Here is a 20,969-nt window from a genome sequence, read left to right on the forward strand (position 1 = left end):
GCCCTCCTTTGCCGGCGCCGTCGGCGACTACGAGATCCGCGCGAGCCTCGATCGCGACACGGCCATCCAGGGAGAGCCGGTCACCTGGATCGTGGAGATCGTCGGCGAGGGAAACATCGCCGCCCTCGAGGGCCCCCGCTTTCCGGAAGTCGTCGGCTGCCGGGGTTATGAGGCCGGGAGCGAGGCCGAGACGACGCGCGGCAACGATCGGATCGGCGGGCGCAAGCGCTTCTCACGCGTGCTCGTTCCCGAGATCGCGGGCTCGCTCAGTCTTCCATCGATCGAGTGGGCCTACTTCGATCCGAAAGAGGAGCGCTACCGCGTCGTGGAGACCTCGGGGAGAACCGTTCGAGTCGAGCCCGCGAAGGCCGGGACAGGGGACCTCTCGACCGAGCGCCTCGGAGGGGCGATCAGGGGTTCTCGAACGAGGACCAGGCTGACCCCACTCTCCGCGGAGCGACCCTGGACCCGCCCGGGCTTCTGGCTCTTGCAGGCGATCCCAGTGGCCGGTCTCGCAGGATCCCTCGCGCTGCGCCGCAGGCGGGAGGAGCGGAGGCGCGATCCGGAAGGCTTCCGCATGAGGCGCGCTCCGCGGCGCCTGAGGGAGGCCCTCCGCTCCGTCGCCGCCGAAACGGAGGATCCCTGGGGCATGCTGGCGCGTTCGCTCGAGAGCTACCTGGCCGATCGCTATGGCGCGGAGGTCAGAGGAATGACCCGCGAGAGTCTCGGCGCGCATCTCGTCTCCAGAGGCGCTCCTTCCGAGATCGCCCAGCGGCTCAGCGCCCTCCTGGCCCGGGCTGACTCCCTTCGCTACACGCCGGCGACGGATCAGGCGGCCGCCGGAATCCATGAAGCCGTTCGAGAGGTCCTCGAGTGTGCCGCGCGCCTGGGCCGGAGGGACCGTGGCTGAGCGCGGAAGAGGCCGACCTGCGGGTGGCGGACGCCGGCTTCGGCCGCTCTTGGCGGCGACCCTTCTCCTGGCTCTCTCTGGATGGACCGGGAGCGGTGCCGCCTCGCGCGGCGAGGCGGACCGCCTCTTCCGCGAAGCGGCGAAGCAGTACGAGGAGCAGCGATTCGCGCAGTCGCTCGAGACCTATCGCGGCGTGCTGGCCGCGGGCTACGCTTCCCCTGAACTCCTCCTGAATCTCGGCAACGCCTCATACAGGGCCGGCGAGCCCGGATGGGCAGTCTACTACTATGAGCTGGCCAGACGCCGCTCCCCCTCGGATCCTGACATAGCGAGCAACATCCGCTTGGCGCAGAGGGCCGCCCTGGGCGCGGAACCGGTCATGGAGGGCTCGGCCTTGCTGGACTTGCTGGGCCGCGCGCAGAACCGTTTGACGGCGCGTCAGACGGTCTGGGTCGGCGCGGGGCTCCTCTGGATCGCGATGACCCTCCTCGCCGTCTCATGGCACTGGACGCCGGTGGGGCGCCGGCGGCTCCTGCCGGCGGCCGCGCTGATCGCGGCGTCGCTCGGAGCGCTTCTCCTGGCCACGAAGATCGCGCAAGTGTCCTTCGCTCCCGACGCCCTTGTGGTTGAGGCGGCCTCCGCGCGCGCGGAGCCGTCGGATGACGCCACCGTCGAGTTCCGCCTTCCCGCCGGAAGCCCCGTGCAGCTCGCCCGGCGGGCGCCCGGATGGCAGGAGGTTGTTCTGTCGAAGAGCCTGCGCGGCTGGGTTCGCTACGAGGAAGTCGCCGACTTCGCCCGCCCGCGTTGATCGGTCGCGGACGGCGGGCCTTGGAGGCCGGACTTGCCGGGGAGCGCGGCGTCTGGTAGGTTGTCGTGAGACTTGATGGGATGCGCGCGAGGGTGCCTCGAAACCCCTCCATACCGGTAGAGGTGTGATGGCCGAACCGTCCAGGATTCTCAACTACGTCGATGAGCGTTTCTTCGTCCGCGATCTCCGGGCGAAGTCCAAGGATGGCGTCCTCAAGGAGCTTGCCGAGTATCTTTCCCAGGACAAGGATGTGCGGGACGCGACCCTCGTGCTCGAGATGCTCCGCAAGCGCGAGAGCCTCGGATCGACGGCGATCGGCAGCGGCGTGGCGATTCCGCACGGGCGGACCCTCGCGATCGCGAGTATCAAGGTCCTCTTCGCCAGGCACCAGAAGGGGATCGATTTCGAGTCGCCCGACGGGGCTCCCGTTCACCTCTTCTTCGCAATCGTTGCCCCCCCGCAGGACCGCAACAACGAGTACCTCCCGCTCCTGGGGACGATCGCCGAGCTCGTCAAGGAGAAGAAGGTGCGCGGGATGCTGATGAAGGCGGCGACGTTCGCCGATCTGCGCCAGATCCTCGAGGGATGGGGCGATGAGTGACGGCAGGACTCTCGAGCGGTTGCAGAAGCTCTCCCACCTGCAGGACATCGAGCTGATGATCAGGGAAGCCGAGGACACCAAGACCAAGCAGCGCGAAGAGGAGATGGGCTTCACCCTGCAGGGGCTCGAGAAGCTGCGCGCCGCGAGGGAGAAGTGGCGCAACCAGGTCGATCCGAAGGACCTGCGCGTCTTCGACAGGATCGCGAAGCGGCATCCCCGCGCCATCGTTCCGGTCGAGGATCGCATCTGCCTCGGCTGCTACATGGCCCTTCCGACTTCGATAAACCCCGCGACGGCCGACCCGGATCGATTGATGACGTGCGAGAACTGCGGCCGGATACTCTTCTGGCTGGAGTGACGAGCCGCCCGATCGGGCCTCGGGGCCAATGAGTCGATGCGACTCGGTGACGATCTCCTGTGGATTGAGGGAGCCCTTCTCGGGCCGGGTGGAATCAAGCGCGGTCGTGTGTCTCTCCGATGCCGAGGCGAGGCCAAGGCGCCGCCGGAAGCGGTATGGAGCTTGCGTCCGGATCAGCTTCTCATCCCCGGTTTCCACGACCACCACACCCACTTCGTCTCCGCCTTCCGCGCGCCGCAGGGGCCTGACCTCCACGGATGCCTGAGTCGGGAGTCCTGCCTGGCGGAGGTCGCCCTGTGGCTCCGCCGGCATCCGGGGGCGCAGCCTGTCCTCGGTGAAGGCTGGGACGAATCGGTCTGGGATGACCCGCGGCCGCCGCTCGGCAGCGATCTGGATCGGATCGACAGGGAGCGCCCGATCGCCCTCCGGCGAGTCTGCGGGCATCGGGCGGTGATCAACACGGCCGCGTGGAGGCTCATCGATCCTCGAGGGGCGGAGGCCGATCCGATGACCGGATCGATCACAGAAAGCCTCGCGCTGACGCTCGCCCAGCGCTGGCCCTCCCCCCGCGCGGCCCTCGTCGAAGGGATCGTCCGCGGCCAGTCTGTCGCCTTTCGCGAGGGGGTCGTGGCGATCGACGAGATGGGGCGCCTGGAGACGTACGAGGCGCTGCGTTCCGTGGAGGAGTCGGGGCGGCTTCTGATGCGGGTCGATCACTACTTCCCGCTGGATGCGCTCCCCGATCTTCTGGATCGCGGGATACGTCCCGAACGGAGAACGGGTCCGCTGCGAGTCGCCGGATTGAAGGCGTTCCTGGACGGCTCGATCGGGGCGCGGACGGCTGCCGTCGGCGCCGGCTACGCTGACGGACGAGGAGCCGGAATGCTCCTCCGCTCGACCCCGGAGCTGATCGAAGCCGTCGGGCTGGGCGTCGACGAGGGATATTGCATAGCCCTTCATGCCATCGGTGAGCGCGCGGTCGAGCAGGCGCTCCTGGCCTTCGAGACGGTCCGGCCCCGGACGCGGCCGGGGAGCGCCCTCAGGATCGAGCACGCCGAGCAGATGGACGATCGGGCGATCGAGCGAGCCGAGTCCGCAGGAGTCACGCTGTCGATGCAGCCGAACTTCGCCGCACGGTGGCAGGGGCCCGGGCAGATGTATGAGCGGGCGCTCGGCCGTGACCGCGCTCTGCGGCTGAATCGCTTCGCCTCCGCGGCGAGGGCGGGCAGACTGCTCTTTGGCTCCGACATGATGCCCTTCGGCCCGCTCGCCGGGCTTCCGGGCGCTCTGGATCACCCCGATCCAGCCGAAAGCCTGGCGCTCGCTCCCGCCCTCAAGGCGTATGCCGCCGCGGGCCGGGAATCGGGAGAGGGGCCGGACGCCCCCTCGGAAGCGCCGGCCCTCGATCTCGCGGTCCTCTCGTTCGAGGGCGGCGATCCGCTGGAGGCGCTGAAGAGCCGGAGAGCCCGGGTCGTATGGACGGCTGCCTGGGGAGTCCCCGTCCATTCCGAACCCGACGCCGGCATTCCCGAGGCCTTCCGGGCGCCCTGATCCGATCGCGATCGAAATTCGACTCGCATGCGGCCGGCGATCCTGCGAGACTGCGACTGCCAGATGCGGCGGACGGGAGACGGCATTGCCGCGCGCCTCGACTCATGATCGGGACGTCGGGGCTCCGTCAGGACGCGAAAAGGGAGGAGTCAGCAGGCGTCATGTTCCGCAAGAGCAAGATCGAGGATGAGGCTCCCGCCGAGCGAAAGACGGCCTATGAAGTCACCGTCGGCGCGGGCACGAAGATCGACGGAGACATGACCGTTCGAGGCAGCGCGCGGATCTTCGGCGAGATCATCGGCGACCTCCAGGTGAGCGGGGAGCTGGAGCTGGAACTGGGGGCGCGCGTCAAGGGAGTCGTCCGTGCTGAGAAAGCGCGGATCTCCGGACGGATCGAGGGCGATGTGAGCGTCCGCGACTCGCTGGAGCTCTGCACGGGCTCCCACCTCCGGGGCGATGTCTACGCCAAGAGCTTCCGCATCCAGGACGGCGCCATATTCCAGGGGCAGTGCCACATGGGGCGCCTGGCGGAGAGCGGCGCGGCTCTCGACGACGCGGCCGCTCGCCGATGAACAGAGACTACGCCGGCGGGGGGGTCTCCTTCGGCGGGCCGCTCCGCACGGTCGTGGGCCTCCTGATCGCCTGGAATGTGATCTTCTTCCTGGGCCAGTCGGTCGCCGCTCAGGCCCTTCCCGGCCTCGATCGCTTCCTGCTCTACACCCTGGGTCTCGTGCCGCGTGACGTCATCCACGGGCGGATCTGGCAGCTCTTGACCTACATGTTCCTCCACGGGAGCTTCTTCCACATCGCCTTCAACATGCTTGCCCTCTGGATGTTCGGTAGCCAGCTCGAATTCCTCTGGGGGGGACGGCGGTTCATACAGTACTACCTCTTCACCGGCATCGGAGCGGGGATCACCAACACGGTCTTCGAAGCCAGCTCATCGATCCCGATCGTCGGGGCCAGCGGAGCCGTCTACGGCCTTCTCCTCGCCTACGGGATCTACTTCCCGAATCGGCAGATCCTGGTCTACTTCCTGTTTCCGATGCGGGCGAAGTACTTCGTCATCCTCTTCGGCCTTCTGGAGTTCCTCGCCTCGATTCGGGGATTCACGATTCGTGACGGGATCGCCCACCTTGCCCACCTCGGCGGCCTTCTCTTCGGCTTGATCTACATCAAGGGGATTCCGCTTCGGTGGTTGCGGCGATCGAGAAGGGGTGGCAGGGGGCGCGGGACGCGCGTGGTCGACATCAGGTCCCACCGGGACTTCCAGGAGCGGGATCCGCTGGACTGAATCGCCCCCCCCGGGCGCCGCCGAGCTTTGCCCCCACGGTGATGAGATGTACGGGGATTGCGCGACTGCCCGCCCACAGCCGCACCGCCCACAGCCGGATGGCGCGCTCCTCTCGCGAACGGTATACTGCCGGACCAGCGGGCCGGTGGCCGCAGCCGCTCTCACGGGTTCCAGCACGGGTCTGACGAAGATGCCTCCATCGGAGGCGATCAAGAGGGAGAGCCATGAGCCAAGTCGCAAGGCTAGAGATCGACGGGAAGAGCTACGAGTTTCCCATCGTCGTGGGAACCGAGGATGAACGAGGGATCGACATCACCGCATTGCGCGACCGCACGGGACACATCACGGTCGATGAGGGGTATGGAAACACGGGCTCCTGCACGAGCGCCGTCACGTTCATCGACGGCGAACGGGGGATCCTGCGCTACAGGGGCATCGCGATCGAGGAGCTCGCCGAAAAGTCCAAGTTCACGGAGGTGGCCTATCTGATCATCCACGGAAAGCTCCCGAACAGGGGGGAGATGGATCAGTTCTCGGCCATGCTGACGAAGAACGAGATGCTCCACGAGGACATGAAGTTCCACTTCGAAGGCTTCCCCTCGCACGCCCACCCGATGGCGATCCTGTCCTCGATGATCAACGCCGCGGGCTGCTTCATGCCGGAAGTGGTGACTCCCGATCCCCAGGAGGCGTTTCTCCACCAAGCCGCCCGGCTGATGTCGCAGATCCGGACGATCGCCGCCTTCGCCTACAGGAAGTCGCTCGGGCTGCCCGCCATCTATCCAAAGCCGAGCCTGCCGTACACGGCGAACTTCCTTCACATGATGTTCTCCCATCCCTTCGAGGACTACGATCTCAAGCCGGCCGTCGTAGACGCGCTCGATCTGGTCCTCCTCCTTCATGCCGACCACGAGCAGAACTGCTCCACCTCGACCGTGAGGATGGTGGCGTCGAGCCGGGCGAGTCTATTCGCCAGCGCCGCCTCAGGAGTCTGCGCCCTCTGGGGTCCGCTTCACGGGGGGGCCAATCAGGCGGTCATCGACATGCTGGAGGAGATCAGGCGCTCCGGAGACGACGGTTCGCGGTTCCTTGTGGAGGTGAAGGACAAGAAGGCGGCGAAGCGACTCATGGGATTCGGGCATCGCGTCTATAAGAACTACGACCCCAGGGCGAGGATCATCAAGGCGCGGTGCGACGAGCTTCTGGCGGCGCTCAATCTGGATGATCCTCTCCTCGACATCGCGAAGAGGCTCGAGGAGGCGGCCCTCGAGGACTCCTACTTCATCGAGCGGAAGCTCTATCCCAACGTCGACTTCTACAGCGGGATCATCATGCGGGCGGTCGGAATCCCGGTTCCGATGTTCCCGGTGATGTTCGCGATCGGACGGATGCCGGGCTGGATCTCGAACTACAAGGAGATCCATGATCGACCCGACTCCAGGATCTACCGGCCGCGCCAGATTTACGTCGGCCCGCCTCAGCGCCGGTACGTGCCGATCGAGGAACGAGGCTGACCGCGAGCGCCGGCGAGGCTACCGGAGCAGGAACCGGGCGTCCAGGACGAGCGCCCCCTTTCCCTCCTCGTAGACCAGGAGCGGGTTTACATCGATCTCGTCGATCTCCTCGAAGTCGACGACGAGTTGGGAGAGCCGCTGCAAGCACTCCTGGATCTTGGCGACGTCGCGAGCGGGCTGTCCTCGGAACGATTGCAGGAGCTTGTAGGCCTTGATCCCGGTCACCATCGGCTCCGCCGAAAGGTCGGTGATCGGCGCGAGCCGGAAGGTGACGTCCTTCAAGACCTCCACCATCACGCCGCCGAGGCCGAACATCAGAATCGGGCCGAAGTGGGGATCGCGCTTCATCCCGAGGATCGTCTCGGTCCCCTTGGGGGCCATCTTTTGGATGAGGACCCCCCAGATGTTGGCCCCGGGCCTGCGCGACTCCACCGTCTCCAGAAGGCTCGCGAACTCCGCGCGGAGCGACTCCTCGTCGGCGATGCCGATCCTCACTCCGCCGAAGTCGGTCTTGTGGAGGATGTCGGGGGAGACGATCTTGAGCACTAGAGGGTAGCCGATCTTCTGGGCCGCCTCGATCGCCTCGTCCGCGGTCTTCACAAGCTGGAAGTCGGGCACCGGCAGGCCGTACGCCTTGAGAATCGCGTGTCCCTCCGGCTCGGAGAGGAAGAAGGGGTCCCTCGCGCGAGCCTCATCGACGATGCGGCGGACGAGATCCTCCTGGACGTCCGGGTAGTGGGCGATCGTCCCCTGCGCGCGGGTGCTCCACCTGCCGTACTCGGCCATCGCCGCCATGGCGCGCGCCGCGTTTTCGGGGAACTGATACCAGGGGATCTTGTCGAGCAGCAGGGCGCGGCGGATCTCAGCGCTCGGGCCCATTGTCTGAATGCAGGCGAGAATCGGTTTGTCGGAGGTCTGGCCGATCTTGGCGATGATCTGCGCGATCTCGAGCGACTCGGCCATCAGCGTGGGCGTCCACATCGGGATGATCCCGTCCACGTTCTCATCCTCGACGAGCAGCCGCAGCGCGGCCTCGTAGCGACGGGCGTCGGCGTCCCCGATGATGTCGATCGGATTCGCGGTGGAGGCCGTGACCGGCAGGTGCTTCATGAGCTCGGTCTTGGTGCGGTGGGACAACTGGGCGATCTCGAGACCTTGGGCCACGCAGGCGTCCGTGGCCATGATCCCGACACCTCCGGCGTTGGTCAGGATCCCGACGCGCTTCCCCTTGGGAGCGGGCTGGTATGCGAGGGCGGCTCCCTTGGCGAAGAGCTCGTTGATCGTCTCGACCCGGAGGATCTGCGCCTGCGCGAAGAAGGCGTTGTAGGCCTCCTCGGATCCCGCGAGGGCGCCCGTATGGGAGGAGGCCGCCTTGGCCCCCTCCGTCGTGCGGCCCGACTTGATCGCGAGGATCGGCTTGGGCTTGTGCAGATTCGACGTGGTATCCCGCGCGATCTGCAGGAACTCGGCCGGGTCGGCGAGGTCCTCGAGGTAGAGCATGATGACGTCGGTCTCATCATCATCTTTGAGATAGGCCAGGACCTCGTTCTCGCTGATGTCGGCCTTGTTGCCGATCGAAATGAACTTCGAGAGGCCGATGTCCTCCGACTGGGCGTACTCGAGCGCGTTGACGCCGATGGCGCCCGATTGGGAGATCAGGGCGATGTTGCCGAAGCTCGGCATGACCCGGCCGAAGGTGGCGTTGAGTTGCACTGCGGGGCTGGTCGTGATCATTCCAAAGCAGTTCGGCCCCACGAGGGAGATTCCATAGGATCTGGCCCGGTCCCGGACCGCCTGCTCGAGCATCGTTCCCGTCGGACCGAGCTCCTTGAACCCGGCCGAGATGACGATCGCCGCCTTCACTTTCTTTTGGCCGCACTCCGCGAGGGTCGCGGGCACCGTCACGGCGGGGACAAGGAGAACGACCAGGTCGATCTCATCGGGGACCTCGAGAACCGAGTCGTACGCCTTGACTCCGAGGATGCTCTTCGCGGTCATGTTGACGGGGTAGACGACGCCCGTGTAGCCGTTCATGAGCACGTTGGCGAACAGCGCGCGCCCGACGCTCCCGGGCCGGTTCGATGCTCCGACGACCGCGATCGATCGGGGCTTGAAGAGATGATCCAGATTAACGCTTCTCATCCGTGAACCTCATCGTCATCGCGTAGACCCCTTCGTTCCATCGAGTCTCGATTGGCAGGCCGGTCCGGACCATGAGCCTGTAGGCGCGCGTGTTCGTGTCCAGCACGTAGCCGAGGAATCCCTTGACTCCCTTGATCTTCGCAACCCGCATCAGGTGCTCGAAAAGGGCCGTCCCGATCCCTTGATTCTGGAACTCGTCCTGGATCTCGATGGCATACTCCGCGAGACCGGTGGCCTTGTCGACGTAGTAGCGGGCCGACCCGATGATCTGCTCCTCACCCGCTTCCTTGAAGGCCGCGACGAGGGCCATCTCCGACTCGTAGTCGACATTGACGAACTGCGACATCTTCTCATGCGGCATCGCCTTCAGGTAGGAGAAGAAGCGATAGAAGACTGTGTCCTCGGAGAACGAGTAGAACAGCTCGCGCATCGACAGCTCGTCGGTCGGACGAATCGGCCGCATGTGGATCGTGCGGCCGCTGGCGAGCTGGACGCGCGTCTCGAACTCCTCCGGGTAGCGCGCCTGCACGAGGGGCAGCTCCGGCTGATCGGCATATACGTAGGAGCGCTCCTTGGCGAGCCGCAGGAGCTCGGAGCGGAACTTCGGATGCGCGATCGAGATGAGCGCGAGGGCCCGCTCCCGGACCGTCTTGCCGTGGAGGTAGGCCACGCCCCACTCGGTCGCCACGTAGTGGACGTCGCCTCGGGATGTGACGACCCCGGCCCCCTCCGTGAGGGTGGGAACGATCCGCGAGTGCTGATCGTTGTCGCGCGTGGAGCGCAGGACGATGATCGCCTTGCCGTCGCGGGAGCGCGCCGCCCCGCGGACGAAGTCGACCTGGCCTCCGATCCCCGAGTAGAACCTGTAGCCGATGGAATCGGAGCAGACCTGGCCGGTCAGATCGATCTCGAGCGCCGAGTTGATGCTGACCATCTTGTCGTTCTGGGCGATGACGAACGGGTCGTTCGTGTAGCTGACAGGATGGAACTCGAACATCGGGTTGTTGTGGATGTAGCGGAAGAGTTTCTGGCTTCCCATGGCGAAGGAGGCCACGACCTTCCCTGGATGGAACGTCTTCCTGCGGCAGTTGATGACGCCACTGTCGATCAGGTCGATCACGCTGTCGGAGAAGACCTCCGTGTGGACGCCGAGGTCCTTCTTCTCCTTCAAGTAGGAGAGGAGGGCGTTCGGGATGCCTCCGTACCCGACCTGGATCGTGGAGCCGTCCTCGATGAGATCGGCGACGTTCTTGGCGATGCGCTGGGTCACCTCGCTCGGGCCCGGGGTGACGAACTCGTAGATCGGGGCGTCGTTCTCCACAATGCAGTCGATCTCATCGACGTGGATGAAGCAGTCGCCCAACGTGCGGGGCATCTGCGGATTGACTTCGGCGATCACGATGCGGGCCGCCTCGGCGGCTGGTTTCGTGATGTCGACGGAGACGCCGAAGCTGCAGAAGCCGTGCTCGTCGGGAGGCGTGACGTGGATCAGCGCGACGTCGAGCGGGAACCTGCCCAACTTGAAGAGATCAGGTATCTCCGAGAGGAAGATGGGGGTGTAGTCGGCGCGGCCCTCCCAGACGGCGGGGCGCACGTTGGCGCTGATGAAGAAGGCGTTGGCCCGGTAGCGCGCGGCGAGCTTCTCCTGAGCGTAAGGGGCCACGCCCAGGGTGAGGAGGTGCGTGATCTCGACATCCTCCGTCGGGCAATCCGCCAGGGCCTGGACGAGCTTCTGTGGGGTTCCGCAGGCGGAGCCGATGAAGAGGCGCTGGCCGGGCTTGAGAAGACTCAATGCGCCGCTCGCGGTCTTGATCTTGGCGCCGTGCCGATCGCGCCAGTTGGCTTCGCTCACATTTCCCTCCAATCGGATCCGTTCCGTCGCTTCTTCTCTTCCATCGCGAGGGGATTGTTAACAGGCGGCAATCGAGGCTGGGCCGCCGCATCGCGATCCACCGCCCGCGCGCAGGATCGGTGCGCGCGTCCGCGACGATGAAGGGCTGAGTCCATCTCCTGGACTGATGCCGGCCTCTGATGCGATCGCGCAGCCCGGGGGAGACTCCTCCGCCGCCCTACCCAGCCTCCCATTCCTCCCCGCGTGTCCGTGACACCCACTCGAGTTGGATCATATGCGACCGGCCCGCGGGTGGCAACTCGCCCGGCGCGGCTGCCGGAGCCGAACGCGGAAAGGGGATCCAGATGTGGATCCCCCTTCCCGCATCGCAGGATTCGCGAGTTCGCTAGCGGACGATAACCACCTTCTCGGCGGCCTCGCCCGTGCGCGTGCGAAGGTGCACGTAGTAGGCGCCGGCTCCGACCGTCTGTCCCGCGTCATTGCGGCCGTCCCACGAGGCCTGCTGGTCGCCGGCTCGCAGGGTCGCCTCCCGCCACAGCGTGCGGACCTTCCGGCCGCCGCTGTCGAAGATCTCGAGGTCGACGATCTCGTCCCGCTGGAGGCTGAAACGGATCACCGCGCGCTCCGCGAGAGGATTGGGCGCGCTCGCGAGGGCAGGGCGGAATCCCGCCACGATCTCATCGACCGAGGTCGGATCGCATGCGGGATTGTCGTAGATCACCTCGATCGAGATGCCCCGTCCGGAGAGCGGCCAGATCCTGTACTGGCCGAACTCGTACCCGAGGGGTCCGATCACATTGACGATGTCGCCGCGGCAGGCGGCGTAGGCCTTGTTGCCGTTGAGCTCGTCGAAGTCGACCTTCGCCGTGTCCTGGAGGTCGGCTGAGAGGAGCAGCCACTCGTCGTAGTAGGGACCCACCACCCCGAGAAGGGAGTCGAGCGTTGCCGACTCCAGCCGCACGGCGCTGGACTCAAACGGCTCGGCGGCCCGCGCGGCGCCGCGGTAGGGGATCTGGTCTGCGGTCACCACCTGAGTGGTGACGGGCGCTGTCGTTCCGAGTGGAATCTGGTAGTCGACGCCGTTCGCATAGGCGAGCTGCGTCATGTAATTGTATTCCGTGACTCGCCCGGCCAGCTTCACCTCGTCGCCGACCCTGTACTGGGTGTTGGCCAGGATCCGGGAGTAGAGGTTGTCCCACTCCCGGCCGTCATCGTCCTGCAGGAAGTAGTAGTTCGATCCGACCAGGCCGGTGACGCGCGCCCGGATCGTGACGATTTCCCCTGTCAGAGCGGAGGAGTCGCGCACAGCCGGGTTGGCGACATACTGGATCTGGCGAATGGGCGTGATCCCGGTCCTGAAGTAGGCGGTCTCGAACCCCGCCATGGGAACGCCTTGTTCGGACAAGATCCAGTTGGCGGTGACGCGCTCCGAGTTGCCGTTGCCGAGATCGTCCGTCACGAGGAAGACGCGTCTCGGATTGGTGGGATCTTTCGTCGCGCTGTGGATGTTCGCGCCGCTGCCCAGCTCGTAGTTTTCGGGGTTCTCGGCCGATGCTTCATCGACAGGGACGCCGAACTGGACGGCGACGCCCGTCGACGCCGTCGCGTAGGCGCCTCGGAGCTTGGGCACGCAGGCCATCCCGAGGTCCTCGTCGCAGCTGCGCGGGAGCAGGGCTCTCTTGCTGTAGCGGTAGTCCATGATCCCCTGGGCGAAGGTCAGCAGGGTGCCTGCGGCCGGGATGGTGTACTCGAAGTCGCCCTGCGGCCCGACCGGGAACTGCATGACCGTGAGCGAGTCGGACGACGGGATCTGGCGCTTCAGGCACCATTCGTTTCCATACGCGTCACGATCGTCCGCATAGAGCGTGTTGTCGTCCCGATCGACGCGGACGAGAACGCCCTCGTACTCCTCCTGCAAGAGACCGGTGCCGTTGACTTCGAGGATCGTGACGGGAACGGGAGCCGGGATGGGAGCCTGGCCGACCACCGAGTAGGTCCCGCCGCCGGGCCTGCTGAAGTCGATCTCGCTTCGTCCTGTCGGCTGCGGGTACTCCCAGTACTTGCCGCGGACATTCACCAAGTCACCCCGCCTGCAAGTGGGGCGCGAGATCGTGTAGACGAAGATCCCGCTGTAGCGCCATTGATAGGTCGGGTGCGGGTTTAGCTCCTGCACGAAGAATCCGTAGACGGCGACTCCCGTGACGACGACGCCGTCGATCTCGAGGTATGTGTCCTGGGGATAGACGCCGAGCTGGATGTCGTAGATCGACACATCGGCCTGGGCGGCGCCTACCTGGGTCAGAAGAAGCCCCAGAAGGAGGGGCAGGCCAATCCGTAACGAGTGGCGCATCGATGGAGGTCCTCCCTTGAAAAGGTTAGAGCGAGACCTGGAGTTGTCGCGCTGCCGGGCAGCCATCATGGTCCGGGCGCCTCAACCCAAATTGAATTCTACAGCTTCGCGTGCGCTAGGTCAAGCGATTCAATGGGTTATGCGATTCAATGGGTTATGGTTGCAGGACCTCGCGGAAGAAGCGGAATCCTTCCTGCAGTTGCGCCGGGTCGGGTTGCCCCGGGGGATTGGGGAAGAGTCGCCCGTATGCGCAGGTCACGACTCCGACTGTTCCGGCGCCGTGTTCCGAGATGACCCCGACATAGGCGGGGATCGCCGTCTGGTCAGGCGTCGTCTCCCGGCCGCTCATGCGCCGCACCGTCCCCGGTCGCACCCAGTAGCGGCCCGAGGCGGGAGAGCGCGGCTGCGGGAAGAACTCGGTCTGAGGGGACGAAGAGAAGACCCTCAAGCTGTCCTCTTCCGCGCCTGCGGCATAGTAGACATACTCGTTTCGCCCGAGGGGGAGGCTTGTGGTCGTGATCTCTCCCGGCTCGACCGGGACCTTTCTGAAGAACTCGCTGATCCCCAGCGCCTCCCGGGCGAAGCGGTCGGAGAGGCCGCCATCGCTTCCAAGCAGCGACTGCCCGATGAGCAGGACCTTCCCGCCCCGTTCCGCGTAGAGCTTGAGCCCCTCCTCGGCGGTGCGGAGGTTGCGCGCCATCTTGATCTCGTTGGCCGGATCGATGTAGCTCGAGAGCCAGATCACGCCTTCGAAGAGGGAGCAGAGGGGCTCGATCTCCGCGGTGGTGGCGAAGTTGGGACCCGTCACCATGTCGATCTCGTAGAGCGACCCGCCGGCCACCTCATCGAGCATGGCGCGGTAGTTCACCCGATCCCACTTGTCGACCTGACCCTCCGCCGTGAACTGCCGCAAGAGGAGCCAGCGGGCGTCCTGGGGCCATCGCACGTGCCAGGTGTGGGTCAGGGTGACCGCGCTTGCCGCCATCGCGTCGTCGTAGGCCCGGACATGGATCGTGTGGTCGCCGTCGACGCGCTCGGGGAAGTCCTCGGGGCGGACCGCCGCGACCGTGTCGGTCACCGTCCTGGCGTTGGCGCTGTCGGAGTCGATCCATAGCTTGAATCTGCTCACGGTGGAGCGCCCGTCGAAGTCGGTGACCCGCCAGCCGAATCCGAAGGCCGCGAGGGACGTGTCGGGCAGCGCGAGATCGGGATTCCACTCGATGTGGGGGATGTGGTTGCTCAGATAGAAGGACTGGCTCGGCCCCCTGGCATCCACGAGGTCGAGATCGTCTATCGCGCGGACCGTGAAGGTCCTGGTCGCCAGTTCACCCCCGATCGGAACATCGAATGTGTCTTCCGTCGCGGTCGTGAACGAGTAGATCTGACCCTGGTAGTCATAGCGCGTTCCGGCCGGCGGCTCCCAGCCTCCGTCCCAGCGGATCAGATACCCCGTCACCTCGCCGTCCAGGTCCGTTCCCCACCAGCGCAGGGCTTTGCGATAGTCGGTCGTGTCGACGATCGTTCCCGGTTCGAGGATCGACAAGTAGGTCCTGGGCATCTGGTTCTCGGGAAGCGAGCCCTCATCCTGCACGCAGCCGAGGAGGACGAGGAGGACGAACAGGGCGGTCACGATGGCGGAGCGAGCTTTCATAGGTTTTCCTACTTCAGGATCAGGAACTTCCCGAGTTGGGTCCCGCCCGTCTGCTTGTCCTCGACCGAGAAGATGTACAGGCCCGAGGCGACTCCCTGGTCGCTGCGAGTGATCAGGTCCCACGCCGCCATCCCTCCGGAGAGGACCGGGACATCGTTCTCGGGATTCTTGACGTCGGTCGGGTCGAAGATCCCCCGGATCTCGGTCGCGTCGTAGGAGGCGCCGTCGAACTCGATCGTGTCGACCAGATCTCCGGCCAGCGTGTAGATCCGGATCGTGCATCGATTGGGGAGGTTCGCGAACCAGAGATAGCGGTCGCGGGCCAGCGCGCCGTCCCACGAAGCGTCGCCGCGGTACGGGTTGGGGAACACGATGACCGAGCCCGCGGGCGCCGGGCTCCCGCCCGGGATCGCATAAGTGCGGTTCTGGGACCGCCCGCTCTCCAGCGGCGGGACCTCCTGCGTGCCGGTGTCGAAGGATGTCACCGCAGCCCAGTAGTTGAATCCGTCCCGGACTCCCTCGATGTCGAACCGATAGTGGAGGGTGTCCGTCCCGATCACGATCGAATCGCGAAGCGACTCGAGGCCGGTGTTCTCTAGAAGGCTGTCGACGACGTCGACCTGCCGGATCAGGCGGAACCCCTCCTCCTCCTTCCGCTCGCTGATATAGATCCTGTATCCCTCGAAGTCCATCTCATGGCTCTTCGGGTCGATGAACTCCTCGGGATCGTTTCTCCATCGGAGGGTCAGCTTGCTGTGCTGGGGAAAGACGCGGAGGGCCGGCGAGGGAGGCGGAACGGGGATGTTGAAGTTGAGATCGAAGGCGGTCTGCGCCCAGCCCGCGTTGTAGAGCAGGTCGGCCTCCGCGTCGCGACCCTCGCGCGGCGTCGGATGGCCGCCAAGGAACGCGAAGGAGACGACGATCGAGTCGCCGGGCTCGATCACGGTGAATGGGCCCACGGCGAGCATCGTCACCGGATCGTTGTTGGGCGCCTCGCTTCCCGCCGTCGGGTCGATCGCTCCGTTCGCCATCATGCGATAGCGCTCTCTGTCGTTCTTGGGCGTCCCCGCGAGGGTGAAGTTGGGATCCCAGTTCCACCAGTTGAACGAGACGTCGTGCTCCGAGATGGGCGTTGGGCGCGTCCCGAGCAATTGGATCCCCGCCCACGAGGGGCAATCGCCCTCGTCCAGCGTGAAGTGATGCTCGGTGACGAGGCGGAGGCTGTCGACGTAGGCGATGTCCTTGCGGTTGAACCAGCCGCTGGGTGGCCACGACGTCTGGTCGTCCTTGTAACCGGTCGCCAACTCGCCGTAGAGGCCGACATAGACGTTGAAGATCGGATCGATCGGGTTCGTGTTGTGGATCGTGTAGTTGGCGATCACGATGGCGTCGAACGGCTCGAAGCTGAACAGGAGGGTCTCGAGGTCGACCCGGATGTCGAGAGGCGTGTGCTGGAAGTGGGACCGCTTGTCGAAGAAGCTCGTCAGGAAGTCCTGCTCGCTCTTGGCCCGGCGGTCATAGCAGCAGCTTCGCTTGAGGATCGATCGCTCGTCGATGGTCGAGCGGACCGGATAGAACTCGGAGACGCCCCTTGCGTCGAAACTGCCGAAGTAGCCATCGATGGTCGATGTGGAAACGAGAGTGTCGACCTCGCTCGCCGGGATCCCGCCCACCCAGACTCCCGCCCGCACGAGGTGCTCCTGGCCGCTGCGGATCGGGTACTCCATGGAGGGAGAGCGATCCGAGAGGTTGGTCCCGATGAAGCCGTTGTTGTAGATCGTGAGCCCTAGATTGTTCCCGGTCGTCACGCGAAGGGTGATGAGCGTGTCGGCGAGGGCGATCCCGTCGAACTCCTCCCAGTGGTCGCCGCGCCACGCCATCGGGGGATACCTCTCCTCCGAATCGCCTGTCTGGCCCGCGGCCGGGAGGGCGAGGGCCGCGAGGAGAAGCGGCGCCAGGAGCGAGATCCTAATCATGACTTCGAGAGCCTCAGGACGACCACACGGCTGTTGGCGGAGTCGGATACGAAGACGAGGCTGTCGTCCGCAGCCACGTAGCGCGGGCCCCTGATCGGCGGATCGACCATCGTCTCCCTCTTCTCCGGGGAGTAGACAGTGTCCTCAGGCGCCCCCGTCGCCTGGAACCGCATGATCCGATCGTTGCCGGTCTGGGCGACAAAGCCGCTCTGGCCGGAGGGCGTCGTCGCGACATCCCGGGGTTCGAGAACCTGGTGGGCCTCATTGAAGCCGATGGGATCGTGTTCAGAGAACGCCAGGTTGGTTGCATCTGGTCGGAGCCGTTGGACCCAGTTCTTTCCCGTGTCGGCAACCCATAGGGCTCCACCGGCGAACGCCAGACCGTGGGGGTCGATGACGTACCCCTGGCCCGAGCCGTAGCTGGAGATCGCCCGGACGCGGTTTCCTTGAGAGTCGTACTTGTAGATGGAGTCCTTGACAGCGTCCGAGAGGTAGACGTTCAGATCATTGTCCGCAGCCAATCCAGTGAACTCCGTTGGGGGAGGCCAGCAGAGGGAGTCTAGGTTGTCCGGACAGTGGACGGAGGTGGTCCACAGGGGATCGCGGAACGTAAGAACGGGGGGGCCTCCCGTGAAGTGATACCGCTTGATCGTGGAGTCCCCGGCATCGGCGACGAAGATGTAGGTTGCTTCCTTCTTGGCAACGCAGATCAGGACGGGCCTTATGAGATCCTCGTAGTCGGTAACGAAACTGGGCCGTCGTGGGTTCTTCTGGCGGCTCAAGTACGCCCCCACGCGTCTCGCAGATGAATCCGGGAGTCCGGGGACCATCACCTCCTCGATCACGTAGAGATAGCTCCCCTGCAGGGCGAGGTCGGTGGGATGGTGAATCTGCCAGACCTTGTCGAGGTTGTAGGTCCCCGGCGTCGGGATCCGCCCTGCGTCCGGCTGGGGCGGCAGCTCGAACTTCTGCCCACAGCTGAGCGCAGAGGCCAGAGCCGCCGCGCAGAGGATTCCACTCAGCGTCGAGCGCATCGCATCCGCCTAGAGGGGGACGACCACCGACCAGCGATGGATCGCCAGCAGCGGCCCCCCGTCCGTGTATGCATAGTCGATCCGCGTCTCGGAACCCCGCATGGCAAGCCGGACTCCGAGACCCGCGGAGAACTTGGCCGCATCGGCTCCGCCGTCGAAGCCGGCCCGCGCGACGTAGCGAGTTTCGTAGGTGTACTCGAGCCCCGTTCGGAAGGCCTCCGCATTGTCGGCCACATGGACCACCTCGGAGGCGCTCACGAGAGAGTGCGCTCCCCGCCTGTACGGCTCGAGCGAGAGGCCGAGCCTGAAGGTGGTCGGAGGTGAGAAGGAGGCGTAATCGGTCTCGGCTCCGGTCAAGTGGCTCACGAAAGTCCCGGCCGGCTGGATGTCCGGTCCGAAGTGGAGCAGGGCGATCGCCAGCCTCCCGTCGAGCGCTCCGATCCGATAGAGGGTCCCCGCGTCGACCATCCAGCTGTTCGCGACGGGCCCGCCGATGCCGCTTCCGAGGTCTTCCCGGACGAACTTCACGGTCCCGCCGAACGAGAGGCGGTCGCTGAAGGGGCGCGATGCCGTGAAGCCGATCAGCATGTCGCTATATGCGAAGGTCCTCCCGGTGCCGGTCGGGTGATACTCGGTCGTCTCATCGAGAGTCGTCCCCAGATACTCGATGGAGACGCCGAAGGCCGCCCCGCTCTCACCCCAGGGGCGCGCAAGGGAGAGGCCGGCGATGTTGATCTCCGCCGGCCAGCGCGCGTAGGCGAAGGAGGCCTGCGCTCCCCTCAGCCCGGACAGGCAGGCAGGATTGTAGAATGCCGCCATCGGTCCTTCCGCGAGTGCGGTGTAGGCGCCCCCGAGGCCGGCGGCCCGCGCATCGAGGCCGATCTTGAGGAAGCTCCCGCTCGATGTGGCCACGCGCTGTCCGCCGAGGCTGGTCTGCCCCCGCGCGGGTGAGAGTGTCCCCGCCGCCAGGGCCGCCAGTCCCGCGAGCAGAACGATCCGCCTCACCATTCCATCCCCAATCCGACGCGGACGCTCCGCGGGGCCGAACGATAGGAGGGGTTGGCGATCCGGTAGGCGGTCGCCCGGATCGAACGCCGGATCCCCGCCGCGACTTCCTGGACCGTCTGGTCCGGTCCGACCGTCGCGCCGGCCAGCTCGATCAGCTCCTGATCGGGAAGCGAGAGGTTCGCAGGATTCTCGTAGGGGGTGTCGAGCTGCCCCTTGCCCGCCTCATACCTCTCGCCGGTCACCGGATCGAATGTCAGCGGCGTGCGGTAGTTGAAGAGATTGAAGACCTCGAACGTCGCTTCCAGGTCGAGACCCAGGACCTTCAGGCCCTTGCGGAGTTTGAGATTCGAGGTCGTCTCGATCGGGCCGTTGCGCGAGTACTGCTGGCCCACCCTGTTGCCGAACGGATCCTCGGGCGTGTAGGCGCGTCCCGATTGGAGCATCGTGTAGATATTGAGATTCCAGTCGCTCGGCAGGGGAAGGCCGAGGGGTCGGATCCTCTCGCCCTTGGCCACCGTGACGGCGTACCAGGTCGTGAGCTTGTGAGGTCGATTCCACCACATGTAGATCTCGCCTAGCTCGGTTTCCCTTGCGTCGCCGCCGGTCTCCTGGACCAGCTTCAGGTTGTTCGGGTCCGAGCTCTTTCCTTTGGCGACCGCGTAGGTGTAGCTCACCGCCCCCGACCAGTGGCCCATTCTCCGCTTGCGCAGCTCGATCTCCACACCCGTGCTGCGGGCGTAGTCGAGGTTCCTATAGATGAAGAAGTTGCTCCGCGCCGTGCGCCTCTCCTTCAGAACGAGAGTCGTCGACGTCGGATAGTCGTAGATGTCCTTGTAGAAGATCGACGCCTTCGCGGCCAGGTCGGGACGGAAGAGGTGGCCGCCCCCGAGCTCGTACTGGACGGAGATCTCGGGATTCAAGTTCGGGTTGCCGATCCGCGGGAACTCCTCCGAGGACTGGGAGCTGCTCTTCGCGTAGACATAGAAGTAGGCCGGTCGCTGGGAGAAGTGGCCGTAGTTGAAGAAGAGGTGATCGTTCTTCGTGATCGGGTGGCTGATCTGGAGGCGGGGGGAGAGGTGCCCCTTGAAGCGCCGCCCGAGGAGCCCGTGGGTGTCGTCAAGGAACTCGCGGCGGGTCTCCTCGGTGATCGTCGGGCGGTTGAGCGTCCGCCAGTTGTCGAAGTTCCGCTCGACCTGCTCGCCCGGGAACCAGTAGTCGTAGCGAAGCCCGACGCCCCCGATCAGGCTCTCGTACTCGAGACGATCCTGCACGTAGATGGCCCCCGAGGCAGGATAGACGTGGAAGAGATCGAATTCATCCCCCAGCGGCTTGTCCGGCATGTCGATCGTCGTCGCGTCGAGGGTCATGTACTGGATGTTCTCGAGCTGATGGCTGACCCCGCCGTCGAACTTGTGGCGCCCCTTCACCCATGACCAGTCGCTGGCGAGGTTCCAGTTCTCCACGTAGCGATCGCGGTAGTCGGGCGCGTCGCCGGTGTCCCGGAAGTAGGGCGTGTCCTGCTCGGACAGCAGGACGTCGCTGTCGAGATCGGTGTTGTAGCTCCACCAGAGCTGTCCCACGACGTCGCGATGGCTCGAGGTGTAGAAGCGGGTCAGCGAGAGGGTGTGCACCAGGTCGCGCTTCACGCCTCGGTTCCAGACCAGCGAGAGGGTGTTCTGATCCTCGCTCACTGTGTAGTACCGGTCGAGCCTGCCGGCCCAGCTCCAGGGATAGTTCGTGACGTTGCGATTGATGTCGGCGATGTCGCTCTCGCCGAATCCCTGATCGAAGGAAATGTTCTTCGTGTAGGAGAGATCGAACTTGTCGGATCTCGTCGCGCGCCAGCTCGTCTTGAAGAGCATGCGCCACTGGTTGCTCGCCCGGGGATAGAAGAACTCCTCGTACCGGAAGTCCTTCCCG

General features: G+C 65.5%; 16 protein-coding genes. 8 read left to right on the forward strand and 8 right to left on the reverse strand.

Annotated elements, in window-relative coordinates; translation table 11 throughout:
* From FJY88_05625 to FJY88_05660, 8 genes are all read left to right on the forward strand, one after another.
* The coding region (locus FJY88_05625; protein ID MBM3286812.1) for a protein BatD at window positions 1-910 on the forward strand (910 nt) is incomplete at its 5' end.
* Entirely contained in the window at window positions 849-1,718 is an 870-nt protein-coding gene (locus tag FJY88_05630; protein MBM3286813.1) for an SH3 domain-containing protein, read from the forward strand. The genes FJY88_05625 and FJY88_05630, both read left to right, overlap by 62 nt.
* Before the next feature lie 127 nt (window positions 1,719-1,845).
* Entirely contained in the window at window positions 1,846-2,319 is a 474-nt protein-coding gene (locus FJY88_05635) for a PTS sugar transporter subunit IIA (GenBank protein ID MBM3286814.1), read from the forward strand.
* Window positions 2,312-2,677 (forward strand): hypothetical protein, encoded by a 366-nt coding sequence (locus FJY88_05640; GenBank protein ID MBM3286815.1) that lies wholly within the window; start codon window positions 2,312-2,314, stop codon window positions 2,675-2,677. Before FJY88_05635 ends, FJY88_05640 begins: the two co-directional genes overlap by 8 nt.
* 36 nt (window positions 2,678-2,713) lie before the next feature.
* Window positions 2,714-4,228 carry an amidohydrolase family protein gene (locus FJY88_05645; protein ID MBM3286816.1) on the forward strand — a complete coding sequence of 505 codons (1,515 nt, stop codon included), beginning with the start codon at window positions 2,714-2,716 and terminating at the stop codon, window positions 4,226-4,228.
* Window positions 4,153-4,800: a polymer-forming cytoskeletal protein gene (locus tag FJY88_05650; GenBank protein ID MBM3286817.1), complete on the forward strand. Its 648-nt coding sequence runs from the start codon at window positions 4,153-4,155 to the stop codon at window positions 4,798-4,800. The genes FJY88_05645 and FJY88_05650 overlap by 76 nt, the downstream gene beginning before the upstream one ends.
* A complete protein-coding gene (locus FJY88_05655; GenBank protein ID MBM3286818.1) occupies window positions 4,797-5,522 on the forward strand; it encodes a rhomboid family intramembrane serine protease in 726 nt (241 codons plus the stop codon). The genes FJY88_05650 and FJY88_05655 overlap by 4 nt, the downstream gene beginning before the upstream one ends.
* A gap of 224 nt (window positions 5,523-5,746) precedes the next feature.
* A complete protein-coding gene (locus FJY88_05660) occupies window positions 5,747-7,036 on the forward strand; it encodes a citrate synthase (GenBank protein MBM3286819.1) in 1,290 nt (429 codons plus the stop codon).
* 18 nt (window positions 7,037-7,054) lie between these two features.
* Here the strand turns inward: FJY88_05660 and FJY88_05665 are convergent, their stop codons facing one another.
* The 8 genes from FJY88_05665 to FJY88_05700 form a co-directional block, all read right to left on the reverse strand.
* Window positions 7,055-9,178, reverse strand: a complete 2,124-nt coding sequence (locus tag FJY88_05665) for a CoA-binding protein (protein ID MBM3286820.1) — start codon at window positions 9,176-9,178, stop codon at window positions 7,055-7,057.
* Entirely contained in the window at window positions 9,165-11,030 is a 1,866-nt protein-coding gene (locus FJY88_05670; protein ID MBM3286821.1) for a GNAT family N-acetyltransferase, read from the reverse strand. The genes FJY88_05665 and FJY88_05670 overlap by 14 nt, the downstream gene beginning before the upstream one ends.
* Before the next feature lie 385 nt (window positions 11,031-11,415).
* Window positions 11,416-13,449 (reverse strand): hypothetical protein, encoded by a 2,034-nt coding sequence (locus FJY88_05675; GenBank protein ID MBM3286822.1) that lies wholly within the window; start codon window positions 13,447-13,449, stop codon window positions 11,416-11,418.
* Between the two features lie 85 nt (window positions 13,450-13,534).
* Window positions 13,535-15,031 (reverse strand): hypothetical protein, encoded by a 1,497-nt coding sequence (locus tag FJY88_05680; GenBank protein ID MBM3286823.1) that lies wholly within the window; start codon window positions 15,029-15,031, stop codon window positions 13,535-13,537.
* Window positions 15,032-15,039: 8 nt separating this feature from the next.
* Entirely contained in the window at window positions 15,040-17,007 is a 1,968-nt protein-coding gene (locus FJY88_05685) for a hypothetical protein (GenBank protein MBM3286824.1), read from the reverse strand.
* Window positions 17,004-18,041 (reverse strand): hypothetical protein, encoded by a 1,038-nt coding sequence (locus FJY88_05690; GenBank protein MBM3286825.1) that lies wholly within the window; start codon window positions 18,039-18,041, stop codon window positions 17,004-17,006. Before FJY88_05690 ends, FJY88_05685 begins: the two co-directional genes overlap by 4 nt.
* Window positions 18,042-18,050: 9 nt before the next feature.
* Window positions 18,051-19,049, reverse strand: coding sequence for a PorV/PorQ family protein (locus FJY88_05695; protein ID MBM3286826.1), 999 nt, complete (start codon window positions 19,047-19,049; stop codon window positions 18,051-18,053).
* On the reverse strand, window positions 19,043-20,969 hold a 1,927-nt coding region (locus tag FJY88_05700; protein ID MBM3286827.1), incomplete at its 5' end, for a TonB-dependent receptor. The genes FJY88_05700 and FJY88_05695, both read right to left, overlap by 7 nt.

This window comes from Candidatus Eisenbacteria bacterium (genome assembly GCA_016867495.1).
In the GTDB taxonomy this organism is placed as follows: domain Bacteria; phylum Eisenbacteria; class RBG-16-71-46; order CAIMUX01; family VGJL01; genus VGJL01.